The organism is Tolypothrix campylonemoides VB511288_2 (assembly GCF_045999855.1).
Taxonomy (GTDB): Bacteria; Cyanobacteriota; Cyanobacteriia; order Cyanobacteriales; family Nostocaceae; genus Scytonema; species Scytonema bouteillei_A.
This window is the reverse complement of record NZ_JBFPMW010000001.1, coordinates 1,015,538-1,035,628: the sequence shown is the minus strand read 5'-3', so window position 1 is coordinate 1,035,628 and position 20,091 is coordinate 1,015,538. Positions and strand designations below refer to the sequence as shown.

The following is a 20,091-nucleotide window of genomic DNA, read 5'->3' as shown; positions in this document are numbered from 1 at the left end:
TCTATACAAGTTTATCAGCCTTTGGGAACAGCACGAGGCAGACTCTAGAGTGTAGAAGGGTAGAAAAAGTTTTCAGGTATGCCCTTATTGACCGAGGAGATGGGTTATTTTGAGAGAATTCCAGAGTTATTGCTCGCCCTGAAAATCTAACCCATGTCATTTTTGAGAAGACTTCCTTGGGTTTCCCTTTCTCTCCTGCTACTAACCTATGCCACCTATGGCTGGTTGATATCCAAAGCAAACCCACCCTTGCTTGTATGGCTCCTTGCTATTACGGCTGCTATCCTCCTTGTAGGAGGGTTAACAAGTCCTTTCAGTAAAGTTGCAGATTACACCTTTTTTCTATTCAAGTCAAATCTCAGGTCTTTTACCACGACTGTTTTGGCAGCTCTGTTGTTTTTTGCCATGCTTGCCTGGTTTCGAGTATTCTTAGATACTTTAGTTATTATTGCTGCTTCTATCTTGGCAAGAATAGACTTTCAAACATCTGCTTTTAATCAAGGACAGACCTTTTGGATTTTATCCACTTTATCTCTCATAGGTTTGGGGTTGGGTGCGATCGCTCAAAGATTATTTGTGTTGTCCGTACACTTACATTAGATATGCTGTGTGCAGAAAGCAGAGCCTCCCAGAAAGCACTCCCAGGCTCTGCCTGGGAATGCTGTGAAAACCAAAATGGGAAGACTCGCTGTTTGAAGCATCTCGATCGCAAGCAGCGAACAGCAGCTAAGCCCCGTTAAACATCATGCCAGCCCAACCAACTTTGCACTCAGTTCCCACAGACGTTGCGATTTCTCTTCATCGCTTGCTTCCGGAGAAACTTCTTGAACAAAAGACTTGCCATCTTTCTTTTGTCGATTTCCCCAACTCCAATAAGCACCAGATTGACTGTATGCAGGAGAGGTCACGACTTCTGCAACCCTCTTACCTGCTTCCTCTTCAGATACAAAACCCCCAGTAATATTCTTCTGAAAAACTGGGAAAAGTTTTTGAAATAAGGGATAGTGGTCCCGGAAAAGTGCCGATGTTGCAACGCACCCAGGATAGAGGGAACTGAAAGTGATGCCGTGTGACTTATGATATCGTTGGTGCAATTCTCTCATAGTCAGGATGTTACAAACCTTACTGTCTTTGTAAGCCTTGACAGAGTTAAACTTTTTACCATCAATCATTGAAATTGGCTCTTTAAATCCCTCTGCAAAACCCTTAAGATCGCCTAAGTCCGGACGTGGGGGAATCTTTCCTCCCAACTCTTTGGGATTGTGTGTTACAGTTCCCAAAATCACTAACCTTGGTTCCGAAGATGGAGAATTTTTTAAATCTTCTAAGAAGAGGTTACACAAGAGGAAATGGCCCAAGTGATTTGTAGCAACGCTCAATTCATATCCTTCTGGGCTTCGCTTCGGTTCCTTTAATAAAGGCATATAAATAGCCGCGTTGCATACCAACGCATCTAAAGACCTTCCGCTTGCCCTGAAGTTCTTCACAAATTGCCTAACACTTTCTAAGGATGCTAAGTCCAAGTGCAAAATTGTGTAGCTATCTTGAGACATACCCACAGATTGGGCAGCTTTTTGTGCCTTGGAGCAATCCCGGCAAGCCATCACCACATGCCATTGCCCGGATTGGGAAAGAACTTTTGCAGCTTGCAAACCGATTCCGGAGGAGGCACCCGTAATTATGACCGTTGACTTCCGATGTTGTTCCATTCTCTTCCGACTTCTTTAATCGATCGCCATGATTTTATACAAATTATGGTTAAGCGAATTGAGTAGCACTTACAGACGAATGTAATGATTCTTTACGTAATTTATCATTACATCCGATGATTACGCAGTTGCAGCTTCAACATCTTTATCCCAACAGCACATACAGATAGCTGCCAATGTGTAGAAATTTTACATCCCTACAAAACTTCAAAAAATGGACTACATCTTAACTCCCTCAATCACACTCACGTATGACCCTGTAGGAATAATTCCAGTCAATTGGAAGCCAGCAGCCTCAAGCAGTTCTCGATATTCTTTTTCCGTGCGTTCGCGACCGCCAAACACTGTCATTAACTCCAGGTCAAGAAACTTGCCAAAGAAAGGTTCATTGCCAGGTGGAATCACCATCTCTACGAGTAAAAGTTTTCCCTTCTCTTGCATAGCGCAGTGACAATTGTTGAGAATAGCAACTGCGCTTTCATCATCCCAATCGTGAACGATTCTCTTGAGAATATAGGCATCACCACCGCTTGGTACTAACTCAAAGAAATTTCCTTCAACAACGGAGCAACGATCTTTTATTTCCTCTATCTCAATAAAATTCTTGCTACTTGCAATAACCGACGGGAGATCGAAAAGAATACCTTCCATTGCTGGGTAAGCTTTTAAGATAGAGGCTATCAAAAGCCCCTGCCCGCCACCAATGTCAACCAGCTTGTGTATTTTGGAAAAGTCATAATTGGCAATGACTCCAGCAATTTCTGTTGTTGAAAAAGCAGTCATCGCCTCATCAAAAATTCTTGCTGTTTCTGCGTTCTGGGTATAGTATTGGAACAGTGACATTCCGTATAAATGCTCAAAAGCGCTCTTCTCAGTCTGCAAACTGTAAAGGATATCTCCCCAAGCCTGGTGGAATTCAGTGCTACCAAGCATCATTGCTAGACTACGCAATGAGCCTGGGCGATCGCTTATCAAACAAGTTGCCAGAGGAGTCAGGGTAAAATAACCCTGCTGTTCTTCAGCAAACACTCCCACACTCGCAAGAGCACGTAGGAGACGGTAAAGGGGTTTGGGTCTGACGAAAACAGCGTTTGCCAATTCCTCGCAACTCTTGGGACTCTCTTTTAAGAGATCGGCGATCCCTAACTTAGCTGCGGCGTAGATTGACCGAGCGAGCCAAGAGCCAGTAATCATTTGTAGCATTGCTGCTTGTGCGGGGGTGTTCTGTAAGGCTTGAGGTTTTTCTTGCTGAAGCATATGGGTTATCCTACCCTAAGAAAAAAGGCGTCACTCTGGGTTCAGTTAATTATTTCAATGCTTATATCTTTGCAACTGCTCTGCGAAAGCAGATGCAAGGTTTAAAGCCTACTAAGAAAAAAGGTATTTTTCTCGCTGTATTGTCCGCAAAATGGGACATACAGGGAAACCAGGGAAATCTCCTTATTAAGAGATCTCCGTTCCCTGTGAAGAATTAGGAATTATTTGGTTGTATTTGCCCAAAGATCTAGCAGAACTTTCTTTCTAAAGTTCGCTCGTAAATTTCTTCCATCATATTAAAAAACAAAGTAAAACATTCACGAACAATCTGCTTAGCTAGTTCATATTGTTCTGAAGTTAATTTCTGACTTTCAAACAATTTCTCATCTTCTACATGAAGATGACCGGGCTCATATCCCAAATGTATATGCCCAAAGTACTTACTCTCTCTTTCACCTATTTTACATTTGTGTGAAATTTGAAAAAAGGTATTGCCTAATTCTTCTATAATACGTATCAGACAATATCTAAGTGATGGCTCTGAGGCAAGATATGTTAATTTTGTAATTCCAAATGAAAGTATTCTGCTGTGTTTTATCTTTTCATCCCACAAAAACTCCAAACATTTCGTAAAGGTAAAATCATGAAACTTCTCTTCAAAAAGTTGCATATCTTGAAGAAATAAGCCATTATGGCACATATCCTCTTTGGTATGTTGATTAATCTTTTTCTTCAAGTCCGTGTCTGGATTCTCATACGGAATTATATAGGCACTCAAATCCGAAAAAGAATTGGCAAAATATGCAAAGTAGGGAGCAAAATTAAGCCGCTCTTCCACAGGTGTTGTTTCCTGCTGCATATATTGGACTAATCTGCTTTTTTCAAATTCCTCTTTCAGTTGGTATATGTATGGGATTACATCCGCAACCTGATAAACTTTTTCTTCTGTTAATAGCATGCTGACTTTTCCTGCAATTAGAGACTGCACAACCGATTGAAGAAAGCGTCCAGGGCAGAGGGGAAGAAACATAATTTCCTGTTTAAAAGCAAGTCCAATGTTCTTCCCTGAGGTCTCAGCCCTTACAAAAATTCAGAGAAGTACATGAAAGTTAATTTTCTTTATTAAAGACAAAATAGATTCTTTTCAAAACCAGAGAAATTCGGAAATTAAGAAAATTTTAAAACATAAAATATTAGTAAGTTTACTGAAATTGGCATATTTATCAATAGACTTACGGTCAGAACGTAATGCAGTATAAAACAGCGATCGATACTTACTACATTGCCTATCTCTAAAGGTTTAAATTAGGTCATAAATACACAATTTAAATTTAATTCCATCTATTAAAAGGTATAAATTGCTTTTGTCAAAAAGTCAATCTTAAATATCTGCTTTATACATTCTTATGAGTGACAGCACAGCCGTGCAAACAAACCTAATTCTGGCTGCAATTCCCTACAGATGCACTTGATTTGAGGAAATGCGACCCCATCTGTTTTAATTTTTGTTTGACTTGATGGCGTAAGTATTCATACTGCTCCTGACTGGTATCAGTAAATGCTTCTTCAGCATTCGACGGAATGTCCTCATAGTTGAGAGGCGTTTGGAATTGTTCGTCTGTCAAATCGTATCTTATACCTTGTATTTCATTGTAGAAATGCCATCGATCGCAGATCGATGTTTTCAGAATTCTTCCACCAAATATTTCTTGCACGACAAGCGCCGTTACACTACATTGTCCGCAACTCGGATTCTCAGAAGACCAAAGAGAACTTGATTTTTTTGACCAGCACTTTTTGAGTATTTCTCGGAAAGCTCGTTCATCCATAATTTTGTACCCCCTTTATAATCTAGTCCGCGCAGGCAGGCTTCGTTTGTATAGCCGCGATTTCAATCGGTTGGCATTCCAAAAAGCGGACGTCCTCGCCCGCCTCACCCCATGTGGTCTATTAATCTGAAAATGGCTGTAAATCAACACCCTAGGCGGAGCCTCTCAAAAGGCATTCCCAGGCTCCGCCTGGGAACGAGGTTACAGGTCACACGTCACGGGTTGCGGCTCAGTGTAGCCCAAACTTAGACGTTAAAACGGAATAACAGAACATCGCCTTCTTGAACGATGTACTCTTTTCCTTCACTGCGAACCAGACCCTTTTCCTTCGCACCATTCATTGAGCCAGATGCTACCAAATCTTTATAAGCAACTGTTTCCGCACGAATAAATCCGCGTTCAAAATCGCTGTGAATGACACCTGCTGCTTGCGGTGCTGACATCCCTGCTACGATCGTCCAAGCACGAGTTTCTTTTTCCCCAGTCGTAAAATATGTCCGCAAACCTAGCAGAGTATAAGTAGCGCGAATTAACGATTTTAACCCGCCTTCTTCTACTCCCAAAGACTCCAGGAATTCTGCTCTTTCTTCTTCTGGTAACTCAATCAATTCTGATTCCACTTGAGCCGAAACAACCACAACTTGGGCATTTTCTTTGGCTGCAAATTCCCGCACTCTTTCTACGAATTCATTTCCTGTAGAAAGGTCATCTTCTGAGACGTTGGCAGCATAAATAATAGGTTTTGCAGTGAGTAATTCCAGTGGTTTAACTATCTCAGCTTCTTCTTCAGTTAAACTTACCTGTCGCACTGATTTCCCTTCATCTAAAGCAACCGCTATTTTTTCGAGTAAAGCTAATTCAATCTGTCCTTCTTTGCTAGTCCGCGCTTGCTTGCGGGTGCGTTCTATCCGCCGTTTAACTTGCTCCAAGTCAGATAACCCAAGTTCCAGATTGATAATTTCAATGTCCCGCACGGGATCGACTGAACCAGCAACGTGGATAATGTCGTCATTTTCAAAACAACGTACCACATGAACGATCGCATCCACTTGTCGAATGTGAGACAAAAATTGGTTACCCAGCCCCTCACCCTGGCTAGCACCTTTAACCAAGCCGGCAATATCTACAAACTCTACACGCGCCGGAACGATTTGTTTTGAGGAGGAAATTTTTGCTAAAACATCTAACCGTTCATCTGGTACAGCAACAACGCCGACATTCGGTTCAATGGTACAGAAGGGAAAATTGGCTGCTTCTGCCTTAGCATTGGCAACCACGGCATTAAATAAAGTCGATTTTCCAACGTTAGGGAGTCCGACAATTCCGGCTCGTAGCATTTTGGATTTTGGATTTTAGATTTTGGATTCTAAATTATAGTAGCTCAGCTACTATACAGGACCGGGAACTGTTTGGGGAATTGGTCCGGGTACTGGCTGAGGAATGGGCGCTGGTACTGGTTCCGGTGCTGGTGCGGGTACTGGTTCCGGTGCTGGTGCGGGTACTGGTTCCGGTACCGGTCCCGGTATTGGCTGGGGTACTGGGTCGGGAGTTAGAGGGACGTTTGGTAATGGTCCGGGATCGGGGTAAATCATATTGTATCTACTGAGATGATTATTTCTTATTCCCAAGCTAGATAACATTAGATGCTAATGACATCTTCCTAAAAACATATCTGCCAGCGATGCTCGATCAAAATCAAACACCCCTGCTAGACACTTTAAAAGCTTGTGCAGAACGCCCTCATGCTCCCTTTTACACGCCAGGACACAAGCGAGGACAAGGAATTTCTCCATTGTTAACTGATGTTTTTGGTCAATCTGTCTTTCGTGCGGATTTGCCAGAACTTGCAGAACTCGATAATCTCTTTTCACCCAATGGCGTTATCCATCAGGCGCAACAATTAGCTGCAGATGCATTTGGTGCTTCACAAACTTGGTTTCTGGTGAATGGCTCTACTTGTGGTATCGAAGCAGCAATTCTGGCTACTTGTGAAGCCGATGACAAAATTATACTCCCTCGCAATGTTCATTCTTCTGCGATCGCAGGCTTAATTCTCTCTGGCGCAATCCCTATTTTCGTTTATCCAGAATACGACGCCGTTTTAGATCTTGCCCACGGCATCACACCCAACGCCGTACATGCTGCACTAAAAAAGCATCCAGATGCTAAGGCTGTGTTGATGGTATACCCTACATACTACGGTGTGTGTGGAGATGTCAGAGCGATCGCATCCCTTGCCCATCAACATAACATTCCCCTACTTGTAGATGAAGCACATGGCGCACACTTTGCCTTTCATCCCCAACTTCCCACTCCAGCCTTAGCTGCAGGTGCGGATTTAACAGTGCAATCCATACATAAAGTACTTGGTGCAATGACACAAGCATCCATGCTGCACATTCAAGGTAATAGGATAGATCCCGATCGAGTGAGCAAAGCGTTACAACTTGTGCAATCCACCAGCCCCAGTTATATATTGTTAGCTTCTCTAGATGCAGCACGCCAACAAATGGCACTGCATGGCAAAGAGTTAATGTCGCGTACATTAGAACTAGCAGAAAATGCCAGAAACCGTATCAGTCAAATTCCCGGATTTTCAGTTTTAGAAATTTCTCCCAACCCTGCTTTTCAAGGAGCGATCGCCTTAGATAAAACACGTTTAACTGTCACCATTTCTGGTTTAGGTGTAACTGGCTTTGAAGCAGAAGAAATTCTCAATGACAAATTAGGCGTGACTGCTGAATTGGCATCCCTACAACATCTTACATTTATTATTAGTTTGGGAAACACCCAAGAAGATATAGAGAAATTAGTGCAAGCTTTCACAATCCTTTCTACAAAGATAAACAGTAGAGTTTGGCAAATAGGGAGTGATATTGATAGTTTCTCTATGCGCTCGGAATTAACATCCTTAAATAATTCTCTGTGTCTTTCACCTCGTAAAGCGTTCTTTGCTGCAACAGAAACTTTACCGTTAAAAGAAACCACAGAAAGAATTTGTGCCGAAATTGTTTGTCCTTACCCTCCAGGAATTCCTGTTTTGATGCCAGGAGAAGTCATTACCAAAACAGCTTTAGATTATCTCCAATACATCCAAAGAACAGGCGGTTTTATTAGTGGATGTGCAGATAGCAGTTTAAACACATTGAAGGTAGTTAAAAGTCATTGACTAACTCCCTGGCGTAAACTTATGTCTTATTAAATTATAAATAACAACAATAACAACAGCGTAGCGGATATGAAGTTTTATGCCTCTTACCCCTTCTGATTAGAGAATAAATTATTAAATTTTATGAATTTATCTTACTGTTATACCCTCATCTCGCCTTGTTACACCCTAAGAAAGAAGGCTGGAGATCTCTTTTGCGACTCAAGATATACATAAAATATTCCTATAGATTTTTGTCATGATTTGCCAACTTAGCAGAAAAACTGTTACAATAAATACAGAAATAAATCGTTCATCTTTATAAGAGGCTCGAAAATAGATTTTTCAGCGCAATCTCTTGTAGAGACGGAAGTAGGGAAACATCCCCAAGGAACGCGCCTCATTCTATTTAACGACTCAAACAACTCATTTCGATTCAGAGGCGAGACAAATGAAACTCACATATCGTGGTACTCATTATGAACACAATCCCCTAAATCCCGAAGTTACTGCAGGCGAGACTCGAGGGAAGTATCGGGGTAAAGCTTGGACGCGCCATTACCCAAGACACATTCCTCAGACTCAACCCATAGCTGAGTTGAAGTATCGTGGTGTAAATTACACTATCGGCGATCCATTAGACGTAGAATTAATGATGCTGTCCAAGCAGCGCTGTAAAGAAGCCAGTGTGGTAGAAACTGGCAGCGTCAAAAAATGTGCAAATGAGATAGCCAAAGCGCATCTCACCAGTATCCGTCGTAATTTAGAACATCGCCTGCAAGTTGCTCGAGAACAGGGAGATGAAAATCTCATTCGCTTGCTAGAGGATGAAGCAAAGCAAATAGCTTAAGAGGCTAATGGCTAATAGTTAATAGCTAATGGTAATTGACAATTAGCCATTAGCTATTAGCTATTAGCTCTTCCTATTTATCCAAATCCCCCTGATACCAGCTGTTTTAGCCCCGTGGTAGTCTTCTGCAACGCTATCACCAATGTGCCATGCGGCTTCAGGTGGACAGTTGTGTTTTTCTAGAGCAGTCGCAAAAATTTTAGGGTCTGGTTTAGCAGCGCCAGCTTGGGTAGAAATGGTGATCGAGCCAAAAAACTCTCTGAGTTCCAAATCCTGTAACACTGAATAAATTCGAGAATCAAAATTAGACAGTATACCTAGTTCTATTCCCAGTCGTCGCCAGTTTACTAAAGCAGGCAGAACGTCAGGATAAACAATCCACGGTTCTGCTGTTCCAAAGTGGATGTAAACTTCGCTAAAAAAAGTAGAAAAGTCGGTAAATTTTTCTAAAACACCTGCTTTTTCAAAGGTGTTTCGGGCGATATAATACCACCACTCAAACTCGTATTGAGGAATATCTTGTGGTTCTGCATCTGGAAAGATAGGCGGTGGGGAAGTTTTAAAGCTTTGGATAAATGCTTTGTTCAAAATTTCAGACAGTACTTCCACACCAAACTCTTGTGCTATTTGACTGTAAACCTCGCCCACGCTCCCTTTAACCCCAAAGAGAGTGCCAACAGCATCTAAAAAGATAACTTTCGGTCTTTCCATCATAAAGCAATTAGCAATTAGCTTTTTAGCAATTAGCAATCAGCACTAACTGCTTTTTATTAGTGTTTCTATAATAGGACGGGCGAGCCAATTAAAACCAACTTTAAATTTTTGGTCTAAGGTTGGCAGTCGATAAAGATAAGCAAGACGTCGAGCAACGTATGCTAGCGGACCGTTTAATTTTACTCCTAACCCAGTGAGCGTTGCATTATCTAGACCTAACGTCATCATCTCACCCAAGTATTGGTAGCGGAAGGGTAGCAAAGGACGATGGGTTAAAGTTGCCCAGATATTCCAAGCAGCGTAATCAGCTTGTTGGAAAGCAGCTTGGGCTGTTGCAGGAACTTGCTGACTGTCTGCATCACGGCAATCTACTAAATCTCCTAGGGCAAAAATTTCAGCACGATCTTCAACTTGAAGAGTTGGTGTTACACTGATTTGACCTCGTTGGTTTTGTTTGATGGGTAAATTTCTCACTACAGGTGAGACTCTCGTTCCCACTGTCCAAATAACCAAGTCTACAGGAATGGTGTCAATCTGATTTTTGTACTCTAGGGAGATGCTGTCCGATCCGATGGATTCTACTTTGGTTTCTAAATCAAGAAATACACCCCGTTCTTCTAGAGCTTTGGTTGCTGCTTGTCTGTTGAATTCTGGGGAAGTTCTCAAAATTTGATCGCTGAGTTCAATCAGTCGAAATCTTCCTTTTTCCCCAAGCCTATCTGCTAGTTTGCAAGCTAGCTCTACTCCGCTATATCCACCACCAACAATTGCTACTCTGATTTTGTCTGCTTCTGATTCTTCTAGCACTCGCAGCCGTTCTTCTAAGCGATAAACGTCTGTAATACTCCGGAATGGATAAGCGTATGATGTTGCTCCCGGTACTATATCTAAGGGTGTTTCGCCACCTAACGCCAATAACAATCGGTCATAAGACAATTCCGGTCCATCATGTAGGTGTATGCGTCGTTGGTCTATATCAATTTCGGACACCATGCTTTGACAAAAGCGTACACCTGTGCCTTGTAAAAGTTCTTCAAATGGTGGGGCAATTTCCCAAGTTTGCAATTCTCCAGTTAATAATTCGTAAAGAAGGGGAGAAAAGAGGAAGCGATCGCTTTTATCTACCAGAACAATTTCCGGCTTTTGTGAATTTTCCCAAGGCAATTCACTCAGGCGCAATGCAGTGTAGAGACCACCAAAGCCTCCTCCAAGGATACAAATTCTAGCAGGTTGTTGAGTCATTGATTTTCCGGACGTGAATCCCAGCAGGGCTACTTACTCCAGTGTACTGATTTCCCGCCTTCAGTTGCCATCAACCAAGAGTCCCAATTTGTGCTGTCAGTTTTGCGTGCGTAGAGTAGTACACGCCGCAAAGAGCAAACTTATGAAGCTTAGCAATCACTGCAAAACCTCTTTGCCAATCCCCAGTTCCGTTTTACTGCGCTTCAACTGTTCCCAAAGTGATTGAATCTGGTTGTAAGCCTCCAAAGGAGAAAGTTTTCCAGATGTTTCTAAACTGGTAATAATGCTAACTTTGTGTGTAAATTCTTGAAGGTTAGCGTTAAATACTATGTTTTCCGGCTTTGTTTGACCGTAATAGCGCCCGCAAGGGTAGAGAAAACTGCTTTTATTTATTGACTTGGATGCTTCCATTTTATTAACCTTTTCTTAAATAAATTAATCTTACCTTAACTTTCTGTCCAACCTAAAATCTTTACTACACCTTATCCATAAATTTACCGGAGTCGTTGAGTTCGTCCGAAATGTCATGATTACTTGACTAAATTGCGATCGCAACAAGCCTTGAATCAATAGATTAAATTTATGGATGAGAGAGTCACGTAGAAATTGTTTTTGCTGATGCATCATACGTGGCTTAAACCAGTCAAAATTATACAAAAGTTAATTAAAAAGGTTCGTGAGTAAATATGGGTCAGAAAAACAAAAAGGTACTTACACAATCTGGCGTACTTCCATATCGGATAGACAACGGAAAACTTGAAGTCTTATTAGTTACAACTTCTAACCGCAAAAATTGGTTAATTCCCAAAGGGGGAATTTGCAAGGGGATGAGTCCACCCATATCTGCAGCAAAAGAAGCATGGGAAGAAGCTGGAGTTGTAGGACAAGTCAATACTAATGTATTGGGAAGCTACAGATATCGCAAACGAGGCAAGAATCACAAAGTCAAACTTTATACACTATTTGTTGAGCAAGTCAGCGATAATTATCCGGAAGTGACTCAAAGAAAACGACAATGGTTGGATGCTCGTGAAGCAGTTCGCGTGATTAAAAGAAATTCACTCAAGCGAATACTGAAGCAGTTTCTGAAAACTCAACCATATTATTGCGATTTTCGATAGCTACACGACTTTACAGTATTAAACATCAGGTTTCTTTGTAGAGACTTGCTATTCATAGCGTCTCTACAAAGCCATGGGGTAACATAATTGCGATCGCAACTTTATAAAAACCCGACTTTCTGGTAAAAACCTGTGGCTCAGTCAAAAGATTATAAGAAAAATAGATGAAAACCCCTTACAGTCTGAGTGACTCCCTTATTTCCAGAGATTTCTATTAGCGACCTTTAAGAAACAGGGGCAACAACAGGCACATCTGATTCCTGACCAATGCTACTCATGTTGCTAGCATTAACCTTACCAGTGGTGAGGAAGCGGAAAGTTTCTTGGTAAAGGCTTTGCCAAAAGCGATTGCTCATATTTTGGCTGACTTCTGTTGGGTCAACCATTGGATGCGGTACAAGATCGGTTGTAGGATAGGTGTACAAGCAATGCCCTTTTCGCTCACCACCAATCTTGTTAAAAAAGTCTTTGTTAGTTTGGACATCGGCAGCATCCTCATTTTCAGTTAGCACGAGAAATGTAGGAACATTTTGTAAACTAGCTAGATTCTTGGCATTGCGGACAAATCCACCAAAGCGATCGCAAGCAGTAAATACCCCAACAGGAAATTGTAGATTTGGGTCCCAACCTGTCTCGCGAATATCAAGTGGTCCAGTTAACAGAACATACTGCCGTCGCTCTTCGCTATAAATTTTCAATAGTGGTGCATAAGCTACAACTTTTTTAACCCGGTCCGGTCTGTCCGCCGCCAGCGCTAGCGCCACGGCTCCTCCTACTGATAGCCCAAGAGTATAAATTGGTCCCGGCATGGTATCTAGTTCGGCTAGTCTGGCACGAGCTTCGATGAGATAATTCATATGGGACGAGATAAAATACTTGTCAAAATCTGGATCGTCCTGCTTCTGGAGCGCCTTAATTATATCGAGTAGACGTGGCTCGATTTTGAAAATACGAGCAACCAAGGCAGCAGTGATGAACAAATTGGGACGCTTAAAGTTACTCGTGTCTGCTGTTGCTAAATTGGACAAGAAGTTTTGCATAACCCAGTCTTGCTGAACCTTTTGACGCAAGGGATTAGCAATTTCTGGCTTCAAATCGATTTGAGGCCAGTATTTGTCTGGTGGAAGCAAGACATGACCTGCAATCGAGGGCTGATAGAAATTAAACCCATTAGAAAATAAGTAATCAGCCAATCGCCACATTTGGTGAGGACTAGCACTTAAGCCGTGGAACAGCAGCACCGTTCCACGAATAGGTTTTCCTGGATCGTGAAAACGATAGTAGGGGTAAGCACCAGATCGATGATTTGGGTTGGTATCAATGCTGCGAATATATGTATTAATGGCTTCCTGAGTCTTAGCGATCTGCTCGGCGCTGGGAATGACGCTTGTACTTAGAGTTGCAGTCATAAGCAAAGAAAACGTCAGCAATTGTTAAAGGTTAACTGTACGAATATACGCGAAGAGAATGTAATGGTAAAGACTGCCTTTATTCAGTGTTACATTTATCAAACTTCTTAAAGAATCTCAGCAAAAAATTGATTTTGCGCCACTCCCCCAACTAGAAGTTGGGGAATTCTGCTTTCACCCTCACGTGAACCATGACCAGTTTAGCTACAGCCCTTGGTTAGGTGTTTCTCAATGTCTTTGAATGAAGATGACTCCAATCAGCAATAATACTGTTCCCAAGACGCGAGACGTGTTGAGGGAAATCTGAGGAACACCAAATGCGCCTGTAGAATCCAAGATGAGTGCCGCAACCATCTGTCCGGCAATCACGAGAGAAAAAACTACTGCGGTACCTAATTTTGGGATTGCAATCAGAGACGCCACAAGGTAGTAAGCGGCAAAAATGCCACCAAACCAGGCCCATTTTGGAAGAGAATTAAACGCAGGGATGGAGCCCCGGTCAGTCGTTCCACTGGCCCACAACAGAGCGAGTGAAACGAGAGTTACGAATACTGAGATCATCGTCGTGAGAACCGGAGAGCCTGTTGAAGTTCGCAAACGAGCATTCCAAGCCATCTGAAGTGTAAGACCCGCTCCACCAAGTGCGACTAGAAGAAAGAGGACGAGTTTTGTAACCATGATGTACAGTTGTGGATTACAGGATGAAATTACCAGATTAAAAGTAGTTTGGGAGATGCACGCCAAGAAACAGATAATACCTGGCTTCTTTGTGTCCAAATTTCTTTTTCCAAAACTGTCCAAAAACTTGTTCTCATAACCTACTACGGATCGCTATGCTAAACAACTCGATCCTGCGACCTACTGGAACGAGTATGGCGCAACTATCAACGACATTCCCGCTACCTATGACTTTAAACCGTTTTTCTTATAAAAAAGTGGCAGTAGATTAAGCGCGATCGTGCAACCGTTAAAGATATTCTTGCTAGGGAAAAAACACGGTATCATCGCATGATTGATTAACTTCCCACTATTTCCACAACAGCAGCAATGCCAAAGTGGTCAGAGGGATATAAGGTACGGCTTGATGGTGCAGGTTTATCAAGAATAATATATGCATCTTGCACGCGGATGTGCTGGTTAACAAAAATGTAATCTAGTGTGCCGCGCCAAGGACGTAAGGTACGGTTAGATCTCCAATCTCTTATCAGTAGACGCAGTGCTTTTTTCCATGTACGGCGAGCAAGAGGTGTCGGACAAGTGTACTCTGGCTCATGACTGTGATGTGCAGCATAAGCTGAGGAGAATCGCGATCGCATGAGAGCGATGGCACTTGTTTCCGGTGTACCGTTGAAATCACCGACAGCTACAATTGGCATCTCTTGTGGCAGATGACTTAACCAGTCAAGCAGCAACTGTACCTGACGATCGCGTTCTGGATGCGAACCAGGATACCAGTAATAGTGTCCGTTGCAGAACACCAACGGTTGACCGTCTATAACAACCTGAACGTACTGGGCAAAACGTCCTTGACTTTGTAAATCGAGTACTTCTTGTAAAACAAATGGATGGCGACTCAGAATTGCTATTGTGTGAGTCTTTTGTTGTAAACCTAATGTTGGCTCTTGCACTAACTGCACGTAAGGCATACCGAGCCGCTCTGCAAGCTCCAACGCTGTATTTTCTGGCAGCTTAACCTCTTGTAAAGCAATCAGGTCAGCTTGCTCTGCTGCTAGTCCATCGACTAATAGAGACCGTCGCTGCTCCCACTCTTCTAAATCGAACAGGATATTAATTGTGGCTAATTTAACCATACTCAGAATTTTTAAAAAAGAAGTGACTAATTGATTGGGTTACACTCAAGGGCTAATGAGATACTTAATTAAAATTATTACTGAATCTGGCAAAGTACGGTAGATTCAACAGTCAGCAGTACTATTGTCTTTGACAGAGCTTGATTGAGAGTACAGAAGTGAGATGAAATTTGATGAGCGATAGTCAAACTTAATTTGTGTTGGCTTTCTATATCAGAGGTCAGATAAAAATTTATATATTGTGAATAATAAAAGGATTGTCTTCATGAAAAATAAATATTTCAGCAAAAAGAATCAGTACTTATAACTAACTTGTTCTCTATGTATTTTTTTGGATAAGGTCGAAAAAAACACTAGCCAATTGTGAAATTTGGTGCAATTCTAAAAATATAGCGCTTACAAAAATCTGTTGCCAGATCCAGTCAGTAAATCTACAGAAAATTTTGATTTTATTGGCGATCGCTATCTCCCATAGCCCTATTGCACTTCCTCTCTAGCCAGTTTGGGTAGCGGGGAGTTTTTAAGTTTTTGACTGAAAAAAGTGCCATTCTCTATCTGAATGGCACTTTCCGCATCATAACTGAGCTAAAAATTTGTCCAATGCTGAGGAGGTTAATGTTTTAGATAAAAATATCTAACAGAGCTAAAGCAATCCTATTTAGAATCCGAACGCGTAAGCTTTTTCTCTGTCACTAATGGTTGCTTTATTTACGCTGAACTGTACTAGAATAAGATTGTATAGGGGTAATAATCATACTCTTCTGGTAAAGAAGTTTAGTTTGCGCTCTACTTAACTCTATTTACCAAGAGTGAATAAAAGTTAATTTAGAGAATTAATAATTTTTTATTGCAGTTATTTTTAAACATCTCCACAATATTTTGTAGCGATTAGTTGATTATTTCTATATACCAAAACCCTACCATAACCTGAATCTTTAACGGCTACATATTGATAGTTTCTATTTCTAAATCTGTAAACTGTCTCTCCATTTCGATTATATCTAACTGTACCATTATCAATTATAAGATCCGGGCGTTGTAATGTCGTGGGTATATTATATGCGGAATAACGAAGTGTTCCGGTGTTGAGTCGAGAAACTTCAACAACTACACCTTCAGCGCTACAGCTAAATATTCCTCTAGCGGCAAGAGCAGGCTTCGCTATTCCCAGTGTTGCTGTTAATATGGAAGCAGTTCCAGAAGCTATAGCTAAAATTCCCAAAAGAGATTTCGTCCCTTTGCAATCTACGTTTTTCATAATTGGTTTGTTTAAGTTTGTATAGCTTTATCTACAAACTGAAATTGTCCTTTTTCGGAAGATTTTGTCCAAGATCTGCTCTCTCAGCAAACACAGCCAAACATAACTCGATTTGGCTATGGTTATCAAAACAAGATTGGATAGAATCGACTCAATTTATACTAAAAATATTGAAGAATATACAGCCGATAACATTTTTAGAAAATTTTTCATTTTCATTCAAGCTTCCTTAAGGATGGAAGCTTATGTAAGTTGTCCAAAATTTGAAAGTGTTATAGGATGCTAAATAAAACACGTGTAAAAATGGATACAAAGTAAAATTTTGTGTGCGATTCGTTTGCTTAAAATACGTATAAATACTCAGGTCTGAGTGGTAGGGAAGATGCCATTGTTCAAATTAACTCAGATGCTGCAAGAAATCCTAAATGAATTCCAACTTCAATCAGGGCTTCACGACTCAATATTTGCTATAACCATTAAGAAGTGTTAAGTTTAGCAGTCATATTATGATACAAAACTACCACGTTCGAGAACAAGAAACCATTGTGCAAGATCTAAATGGCTACAATCCTAATGTGTTTCCTGCTTTCCACCAAACGGTTCAAAGTCATTTCCCAGGAACTTTGCCATTAGAAAGCTATATGAGCAAGACCTATGAGTGTTTGAATTCCCATGGCTTTATTGATGAAAACACAATGGGTATGGTAGCTATATGTCGTGATGAGATTACAGATCCACTCTTTGATGCCGTCATTAGATATTGGGGGAAAACATTCAACTGTTGCAGCTTAGCAGGGTTCATCACGATGGGCAAAACGGGTTTGGCAGCAGCAATGGACCATACTCCCATCTTTGACGGTCTGCGTCGTTTCACTTTTTATGCCATGCCTCATATTGCGATTTCGCGGTATGGTGAGATTGGGAAAGTCTACCGCCAAGGTCTCGACAAACCTTCTCATGCTTGCGGTGCATTGGAAGCGATTGTCAAAGAACTGGAATTAGGATGTCTCCATCTAGAAACTGATATGCAAGACATTGAGCAAAGCATTGTTCGTCAGAAAATTATTTCTACCCTCCAATATGGAGATAAACCCGATTTAGTTGAGATCACAAAGTTAGCTGGCCAGATTATTTCTAAAGATATAGAAAAGCTTTTGAAGACTTTAAACTCTTCTATATTCCATTATGCTGTCATGACAGGTATTCAAATCCACGGACCTTTAGAGACACAATGGGTCTACCCTCAAAATTTTTACGTTGTTGGATCTGATGGAAAAAAAGTGATTGATTTGAAGCAAAAGTGACTCAAAATAATATCAAGAGTTAGACGCAGTCAAAGTTATATGTTGGGATTTAATTGAGAAGTGAGGGAGCCTTCGCTCCCCACCAACTTAACCTCAAGCATTCAATCCAGTGCTATCAATTTCTTGAAGCGATCGCAAGCGGCGAATTTCTGGAAACAATAAAGCAATCATCAGCACAACTAACAGTGTTCCAAGACCACCACTGACTACAGAAAAAATAGGTCCGAAAAAAGCTGCAACAAATCCGGATTCAAAAGCTCCTAATTCGTTAGATATACTAATGAATACACCGTTTACTGCAGAGACTCTTCCCCGCAGTCGATCCGGTGTACCTATTTGTACTAAAGTATGACGGATGACTACGCTGATATTATCCAAAGCTCCACTCAATGCAAGCATTAACATCGAGAGCCAAAACGATTGCGACAGCCCAAAAACAACAGTCACAACACCAAATCCCGCAACTGACCATAACAGTGCTTTGCCTGCTTTTTTCATAGGTGGTAAGTGAGCTAGAGACAGCGCCATTGTCAAAGCTCCAAAAGCGGGTGCAGCACGCAGCCATCCCAAACCGGAAGGACCAACTTGCAGGATGTCCTTAGCATAAATTGGTAGTAAAGCAACTGCTCCACCAAATAAGACTGCAAACAAGTCCAAAGTAATGGCAGCAAATATAATTTTTTGCTTCCAGACAAAATTGAGCCCTGCTGATAGACTTTTAACACTTAGAGGTTCGATCGCACGTACTGCTTGTACCTCGCTAATTTTTGCAATTAAGCCAAAGCAAATTAAAATCAGCACGGCATCTATAACATAAACTGATGTAGCACTTGTTGTGAGTGCGATCGCCCATCCTCCCAAAGCCGGACCGAGTACTGCAGCTAGCTGAAACCCACTGCTATTCCATGTTGCTGCATTACCAAACACTTCTAACGGTATGAGTTGAGGTAGAAGAGCTGAAGATGCTGGGTTATTGAAGGCTTTAGCAACACCACCTAAAAGCAAACAAACATAAATAAGAGGTATTGAACCTCGCGCATAAGATAAAACTGCTAAACCAAGGGAGCATAATGCCAGCATTAAAGTGGTCAACAAGACAGTGCGCTTGCGATCCCACCTATCTGCAATATGACCTGCAGGTAAAGTCAGTAAGATAACAGGTATAACCTGTACTAAACCAACTCCACCTAAAATCAATGCCGAACCCGTTCGTTCGTAAAGTTCCCAACCAATAGCAACGCTTTGCATTTGGTTGCCTAAAAGTAAGAGGTTGTGACCGAGTGCATAAAAACAGTAATCGCGGTAGCGCCATGCTGCATAGGGATCGTGTTGTTGAGATGATTCAGTAGCCTGCTTTTTTGTCCACCACATTTCGTAGGGATCTCCCTGTACGGTAACGTTCTAAATTATCTAAAAAAAGAGCTAGAGTGCGTTCTTTGACTCTTGGAGAGTGACCGGTGCAGTGTGGTGTTAGAAAGACGTTGGGAAGCGACCACAAAGGGCTTTCGGGTGGTAAGGGTTCGGTCAATACTGTGTCTAATCCAGCACCTGCAATCCAACCTTCTTGGAGAGCTTTGATCAATGCAGGTTCATCTACAACTCCACCGCGAGCTATATTAATCAAGTAGGTGTCAGGACGCATGGCTTGCAGTGCTGCTTCATCTATCAAACCCCTAGTTTCCGGGGTCAGCGGTGTTGCAACAACGACATAGTCTGATTCAGAGAGAAGAGAACGCCATTCATCTGCACCCACAATTTTATCGAAATTTGGTAATGCTTGGGGATCGCGGCGACTTCCCAATATTCTCATACCAAAGGCTTTAGCACGAGCAGCAATCTCTTGTCCAATACCACCAGCACCAATAATTAATAGAGTTGAATCTAATAATTCTCGGATGGGAAAACCTCTTTTCCAGAGATGTTGGTCTTGTAAATCGTATAATTCTCGCAGATGCTTGGCATGAGCTAGCATAAAAGCGATCGCAAATTCAGCTATGGGGATCGAATGAACTCCCGCCCCATTGGTGAGAGTAATATCGCGTTTTAAGTACTGTTCCAAGTTCGTTGGTGTGAGAATGCGATCGACGCCAGCATTAGGTGCATGATGCCACCGTAGTTTTGGTGCTGCTTCTAGTACTGTATTTAAGATTGTCGGTTTTAGCAAAAACCAACTGAAATAAACTTCAGCATCTGTCGCATCGCCATCAATATTGCCATCACTATCTAGACGTACAACATTGACGTCTGAAGGTAGTTGTGGTTTGAGGTCTTCTACAATGTCTGTAGGTAATATAAGTTTCATTGTTTAGTTATAAATGACAGATAAATTTAGAGAAGCCTCTCCTTTATTAAGTTACGGTGTACACACAAGTCTGTAATAGCGAACTTTACTCCACCCTAACCCTCCTCTTTATAAAGAAGGAACTGAAAATTCGCTTC

Annotated in this window: 20 protein-coding genes and 1 riboswitch; of the genes, 5 read left to right on the top strand and 15 right to left on the bottom strand. The window is 41.6% G+C overall.

Features of this window, described 5'->3' with window-relative positions; translation table 11 throughout:
• Window positions 1–153 precede the first annotated feature (153 nt).
• A complete protein-coding gene (locus AB0756_RS04370; protein ID WP_038072110.1) occupies window positions 154–600 on the top strand; it encodes a hypothetical protein in 447 nt (148 codons plus the stop codon).
• A 143-nt stretch (window positions 601–743) separates the two neighbouring features.
• Here AB0756_RS04370 and AB0756_RS04365 read toward each other — a convergent pair whose 3' ends face one another.
• The 6 genes from AB0756_RS04365 to AB0756_RS04340 form a co-directional block, all read right to left on the bottom strand.
• On the bottom strand, window positions 744–1,709 hold the full coding sequence (locus AB0756_RS04365) for a protochlorophyllide reductase (RefSeq protein WP_038072107.1): 966 nt from the start codon (window positions 1,707–1,709) through the stop codon (window positions 744–746).
• A 219-nt stretch (window positions 1,710–1,928) separates the two neighbouring features.
• Window positions 1,929–2,966 carry a methyltransferase gene (locus tag AB0756_RS04360; protein WP_038082361.1) on the bottom strand — a complete coding sequence of 346 codons (1,038 nt, stop codon included), beginning with the start codon at window positions 2,964–2,966 and terminating at the stop codon, window positions 1,929–1,931.
• A 247-nt stretch (window positions 2,967–3,213) separates the two neighbouring features.
• The gene (locus AB0756_RS04355) at window positions 3,214–3,924 is read right to left on the bottom strand and encodes a hypothetical protein (RefSeq protein ID WP_167844804.1); all 711 of its coding nucleotides are present in this window, start codon (window positions 3,922–3,924) and stop codon (window positions 3,214–3,216) included.
• 478 nt (window positions 3,925–4,402) lie between these two features.
• On the bottom strand, window positions 4,403–4,795 hold the full coding sequence (locus AB0756_RS04350) for a YunG family protein (protein WP_167844805.1): 393 nt from the start codon (window positions 4,793–4,795) through the stop codon (window positions 4,403–4,405).
• A 245-nt stretch (window positions 4,796–5,040) separates the two neighbouring features.
• Window positions 5,041–6,132, bottom strand: a complete 1,092-nt coding sequence (ychF, locus tag AB0756_RS04345) for a redox-regulated ATPase YchF (protein ID WP_038082358.1) — start codon at window positions 6,130–6,132, stop codon at window positions 5,041–5,043.
• 51 nt (window positions 6,133–6,183) lie between these two features.
• Complete coding sequence (locus AB0756_RS04340; protein WP_050046560.1) at window positions 6,184–6,387, bottom strand: hypothetical protein; 204 nt, start codon at window positions 6,385–6,387, stop codon at window positions 6,184–6,186.
• 89 nt (window positions 6,388–6,476) lie between these two features.
• On the opposite strand from AB0756_RS04340, the gene AB0756_RS04335 reads away from it, so the two are divergent.
• A complete protein-coding gene (locus AB0756_RS04335; RefSeq protein WP_082051862.1) occupies window positions 6,477–7,964 on the top strand; it encodes an aminotransferase class I/II-fold pyridoxal phosphate-dependent enzyme in 1,488 nt (495 codons plus the stop codon).
• 287 nt (window positions 7,965–8,251) lie between these two features.
• A riboswitch (Glutamine riboswitch) is annotated at window positions 8,252–8,343 on the top strand.
• A gap of 51 nt (window positions 8,344–8,394) precedes the next feature.
• Window positions 8,395–8,793, top strand: coding sequence for an arginine synthesis PII-interacting regulator PirA (pirA, locus tag AB0756_RS04330; protein WP_038082352.1), 399 nt, complete (start codon window positions 8,395–8,397; stop codon window positions 8,791–8,793).
• Window positions 8,794–8,856: 63 nt separating this feature from the next.
• Here the strand turns inward: pirA and AB0756_RS04325 are convergent, their stop codons facing one another.
• From AB0756_RS04325 to AB0756_RS04315, 3 genes are all read right to left on the bottom strand, one after another.
• Complete coding sequence (locus tag AB0756_RS04325) at window positions 8,857–9,504, bottom strand: HAD-IA family hydrolase (protein ID WP_038082368.1); 648 nt, start codon at window positions 9,502–9,504, stop codon at window positions 8,857–8,859.
• A 45-nt stretch (window positions 9,505–9,549) separates the two neighbouring features.
• Window positions 9,550–10,749: an NAD(P)/FAD-dependent oxidoreductase gene (locus AB0756_RS04320; RefSeq protein WP_038082351.1), complete on the bottom strand. Its 1,200-nt coding sequence runs from the start codon at window positions 10,747–10,749 to the stop codon at window positions 9,550–9,552.
• Between the two features lie 156 nt (window positions 10,750–10,905).
• On the bottom strand, window positions 10,906–11,160 hold the full coding sequence (locus tag AB0756_RS04315; RefSeq protein ID WP_038082350.1) for a DUF7219 family protein: 255 nt from the start codon (window positions 11,158–11,160) through the stop codon (window positions 10,906–10,908).
• A 275-nt stretch (window positions 11,161–11,435) separates the two neighbouring features.
• Here AB0756_RS04315 and AB0756_RS04310 point away from each other — a divergent pair, with 275 nt between their 5' ends.
• Window positions 11,436–11,870, top strand: coding sequence for an NUDIX hydrolase (locus AB0756_RS04310; protein ID WP_038082349.1), 435 nt, complete (start codon window positions 11,436–11,438; stop codon window positions 11,868–11,870).
• A 224-nt stretch (window positions 11,871–12,094) separates the two neighbouring features.
• On the opposite strand, the gene AB0756_RS04305 is transcribed toward AB0756_RS04310, so the two are convergent.
• From AB0756_RS04305 to AB0756_RS04290, 4 genes are all read right to left on the bottom strand, one after another.
• Window positions 12,095–13,279 (bottom strand): alpha/beta hydrolase-fold protein, encoded by a 1,185-nt coding sequence (locus AB0756_RS04305; protein ID WP_038082348.1) that lies wholly within the window; start codon window positions 13,277–13,279, stop codon window positions 12,095–12,097.
• Between the two features lie 228 nt (window positions 13,280–13,507).
• Window positions 13,508–13,957: a DMT family transporter gene (locus tag AB0756_RS04300; protein WP_038082346.1), complete on the bottom strand. Its 450-nt coding sequence runs from the start codon at window positions 13,955–13,957 to the stop codon at window positions 13,508–13,510.
• A gap of 338 nt (window positions 13,958–14,295) precedes the next feature.
• Entirely contained in the window at window positions 14,296–15,090 is a 795-nt protein-coding gene (locus AB0756_RS04295) for an endonuclease/exonuclease/phosphatase family protein (RefSeq protein ID WP_038082344.1), read from the bottom strand.
• Window positions 15,091–15,949: 859 nt separating this feature from the next.
• Complete coding sequence (locus AB0756_RS04290; RefSeq protein WP_038082343.1) at window positions 15,950–16,348, bottom strand: hypothetical protein; 399 nt, start codon at window positions 16,346–16,348, stop codon at window positions 15,950–15,952.
• Between the two features lie 506 nt (window positions 16,349–16,854).
• Here AB0756_RS04290 and AB0756_RS04285 point away from each other — a divergent pair.
• Window positions 16,855–17,652 (top strand): hypothetical protein, encoded by a 798-nt coding sequence (locus AB0756_RS04285; protein WP_038082342.1) that lies wholly within the window; start codon window positions 16,855–16,857, stop codon window positions 17,650–17,652.
• A 93-nt stretch (window positions 17,653–17,745) separates the two neighbouring features.
• Here AB0756_RS04285 and AB0756_RS04280 read toward each other — a convergent pair whose 3' ends face one another.
• Window positions 17,746–19,023, bottom strand: coding sequence for an MFS transporter (locus tag AB0756_RS04280; RefSeq protein ID WP_038082341.1), 1,278 nt, complete (start codon window positions 19,021–19,023; stop codon window positions 17,746–17,748).
• Window positions 18,995–19,954: a D-2-hydroxyacid dehydrogenase gene (locus tag AB0756_RS04275; protein ID WP_038082340.1), complete on the bottom strand. Its 960-nt coding sequence runs from the start codon at window positions 19,952–19,954 to the stop codon at window positions 18,995–18,997. The genes AB0756_RS04280 and AB0756_RS04275 overlap by 29 nt, the downstream gene beginning before the upstream one ends.
• Window positions 19,955–20,091: the final 137 nt, after the last annotated feature.

Excerpts from the sequence above, each read along its gene's own strand:
- AB0756_RS04305 (WP_038082348.1), bottom strand. The coding sequence starts at position 13,279 with ATGACTGCAACTCTAAGTACAAGCGTCATTCCCAGCGCCGAGCAGATC.
- AB0756_RS04275 (WP_038082340.1), bottom strand. The coding sequence starts at position 19,954 with ATGAAACTTATATTACCTACAGACATTGTAGAAGACCTCAAACCACAA.
- AB0756_RS04310 (WP_038082349.1), top strand. The coding sequence starts at position 11,436 with ATGGGTCAGAAAAACAAAAAGGTACTTACACAATCTGGCGTACTTCCA.
- AB0756_RS04335 (WP_082051862.1), top strand. The coding sequence starts at position 6,477 with ATGCTCGATCAAAATCAAACACCCCTGCTAGACACTTTAAAAGCTTGT.
- AB0756_RS04370 (WP_038072110.1), top strand. The coding sequence starts at position 154 with ATGTCATTTTTGAGAAGACTTCCTTGGGTTTCCCTTTCTCTCCTGCTA.
- AB0756_RS04300 (WP_038082346.1), bottom strand. The coding sequence starts at position 13,957 with ATGGTTACAAAACTCGTCCTCTTTCTTCTAGTCGCACTTGGTGGAGCG.
- AB0756_RS04290 (WP_038082343.1), bottom strand. The coding sequence starts at position 16,348 with ATGAAAAACGTAGATTGCAAAGGGACGAAATCTCTTTTGGGAATTTTA.
- AB0756_RS04280 (WP_038082341.1), bottom strand. The coding sequence starts at position 19,023 with ATGTGGTGGACAAAAAAGCAGGCTACTGAATCATCTCAACAACACGAT.
- AB0756_RS04285 (WP_038082342.1), top strand. The coding sequence starts at position 16,855 with ATGATACAAAACTACCACGTTCGAGAACAAGAAACCATTGTGCAAGAT.
- pirA (WP_038082352.1), top strand. The coding sequence starts at position 8,395 with ATGAAACTCACATATCGTGGTACTCATTATGAACACAATCCCCTAAAT.
- AB0756_RS04360 (WP_038082361.1), bottom strand. The coding sequence starts at position 2,966 with ATGCTTCAGCAAGAAAAACCTCAAGCCTTACAGAACACCCCCGCACAA.
- AB0756_RS04295 (WP_038082344.1), bottom strand. The coding sequence starts at position 15,090 with ATGGTTAAATTAGCCACAATTAATATCCTGTTCGATTTAGAAGAGTGG.
- AB0756_RS04320 (WP_038082351.1), bottom strand. The coding sequence starts at position 10,749 with ATGACTCAACAACCTGCTAGAATTTGTATCCTTGGAGGAGGCTTTGGT.
- AB0756_RS04350 (WP_167844805.1), bottom strand. The coding sequence starts at position 4,795 with ATGGATGAACGAGCTTTCCGAGAAATACTCAAAAAGTGCTGGTCAAAA.
- AB0756_RS04365 (WP_038072107.1), bottom strand. The coding sequence starts at position 1,709 with ATGGAACAACATCGGAAGTCAACGGTCATAATTACGGGTGCCTCCTCC.
- AB0756_RS04325 (WP_038082368.1), bottom strand. The coding sequence starts at position 9,504 with ATGGAAAGACCGAAAGTTATCTTTTTAGATGCTGTTGGCACTCTCTTT.
- AB0756_RS04340 (WP_050046560.1), bottom strand. The coding sequence starts at position 6,387 with ATGATTTACCCCGATCCCGGACCATTACCAAACGTCCCTCTAACTCCC.
- ychF (WP_038082358.1), bottom strand. The coding sequence starts at position 6,132 with ATGCTACGAGCCGGAATTGTCGGACTCCCTAACGTTGGAAAATCGACT.
- AB0756_RS04355 (WP_167844804.1), bottom strand. The coding sequence starts at position 3,924 with ATGCTATTAACAGAAGAAAAAGTTTATCAGGTTGCGGATGTAATCCCA.
- AB0756_RS04315 (WP_038082350.1), bottom strand. The coding sequence starts at position 11,160 with ATGGAAGCATCCAAGTCAATAAATAAAAGCAGTTTTCTCTACCCTTGC.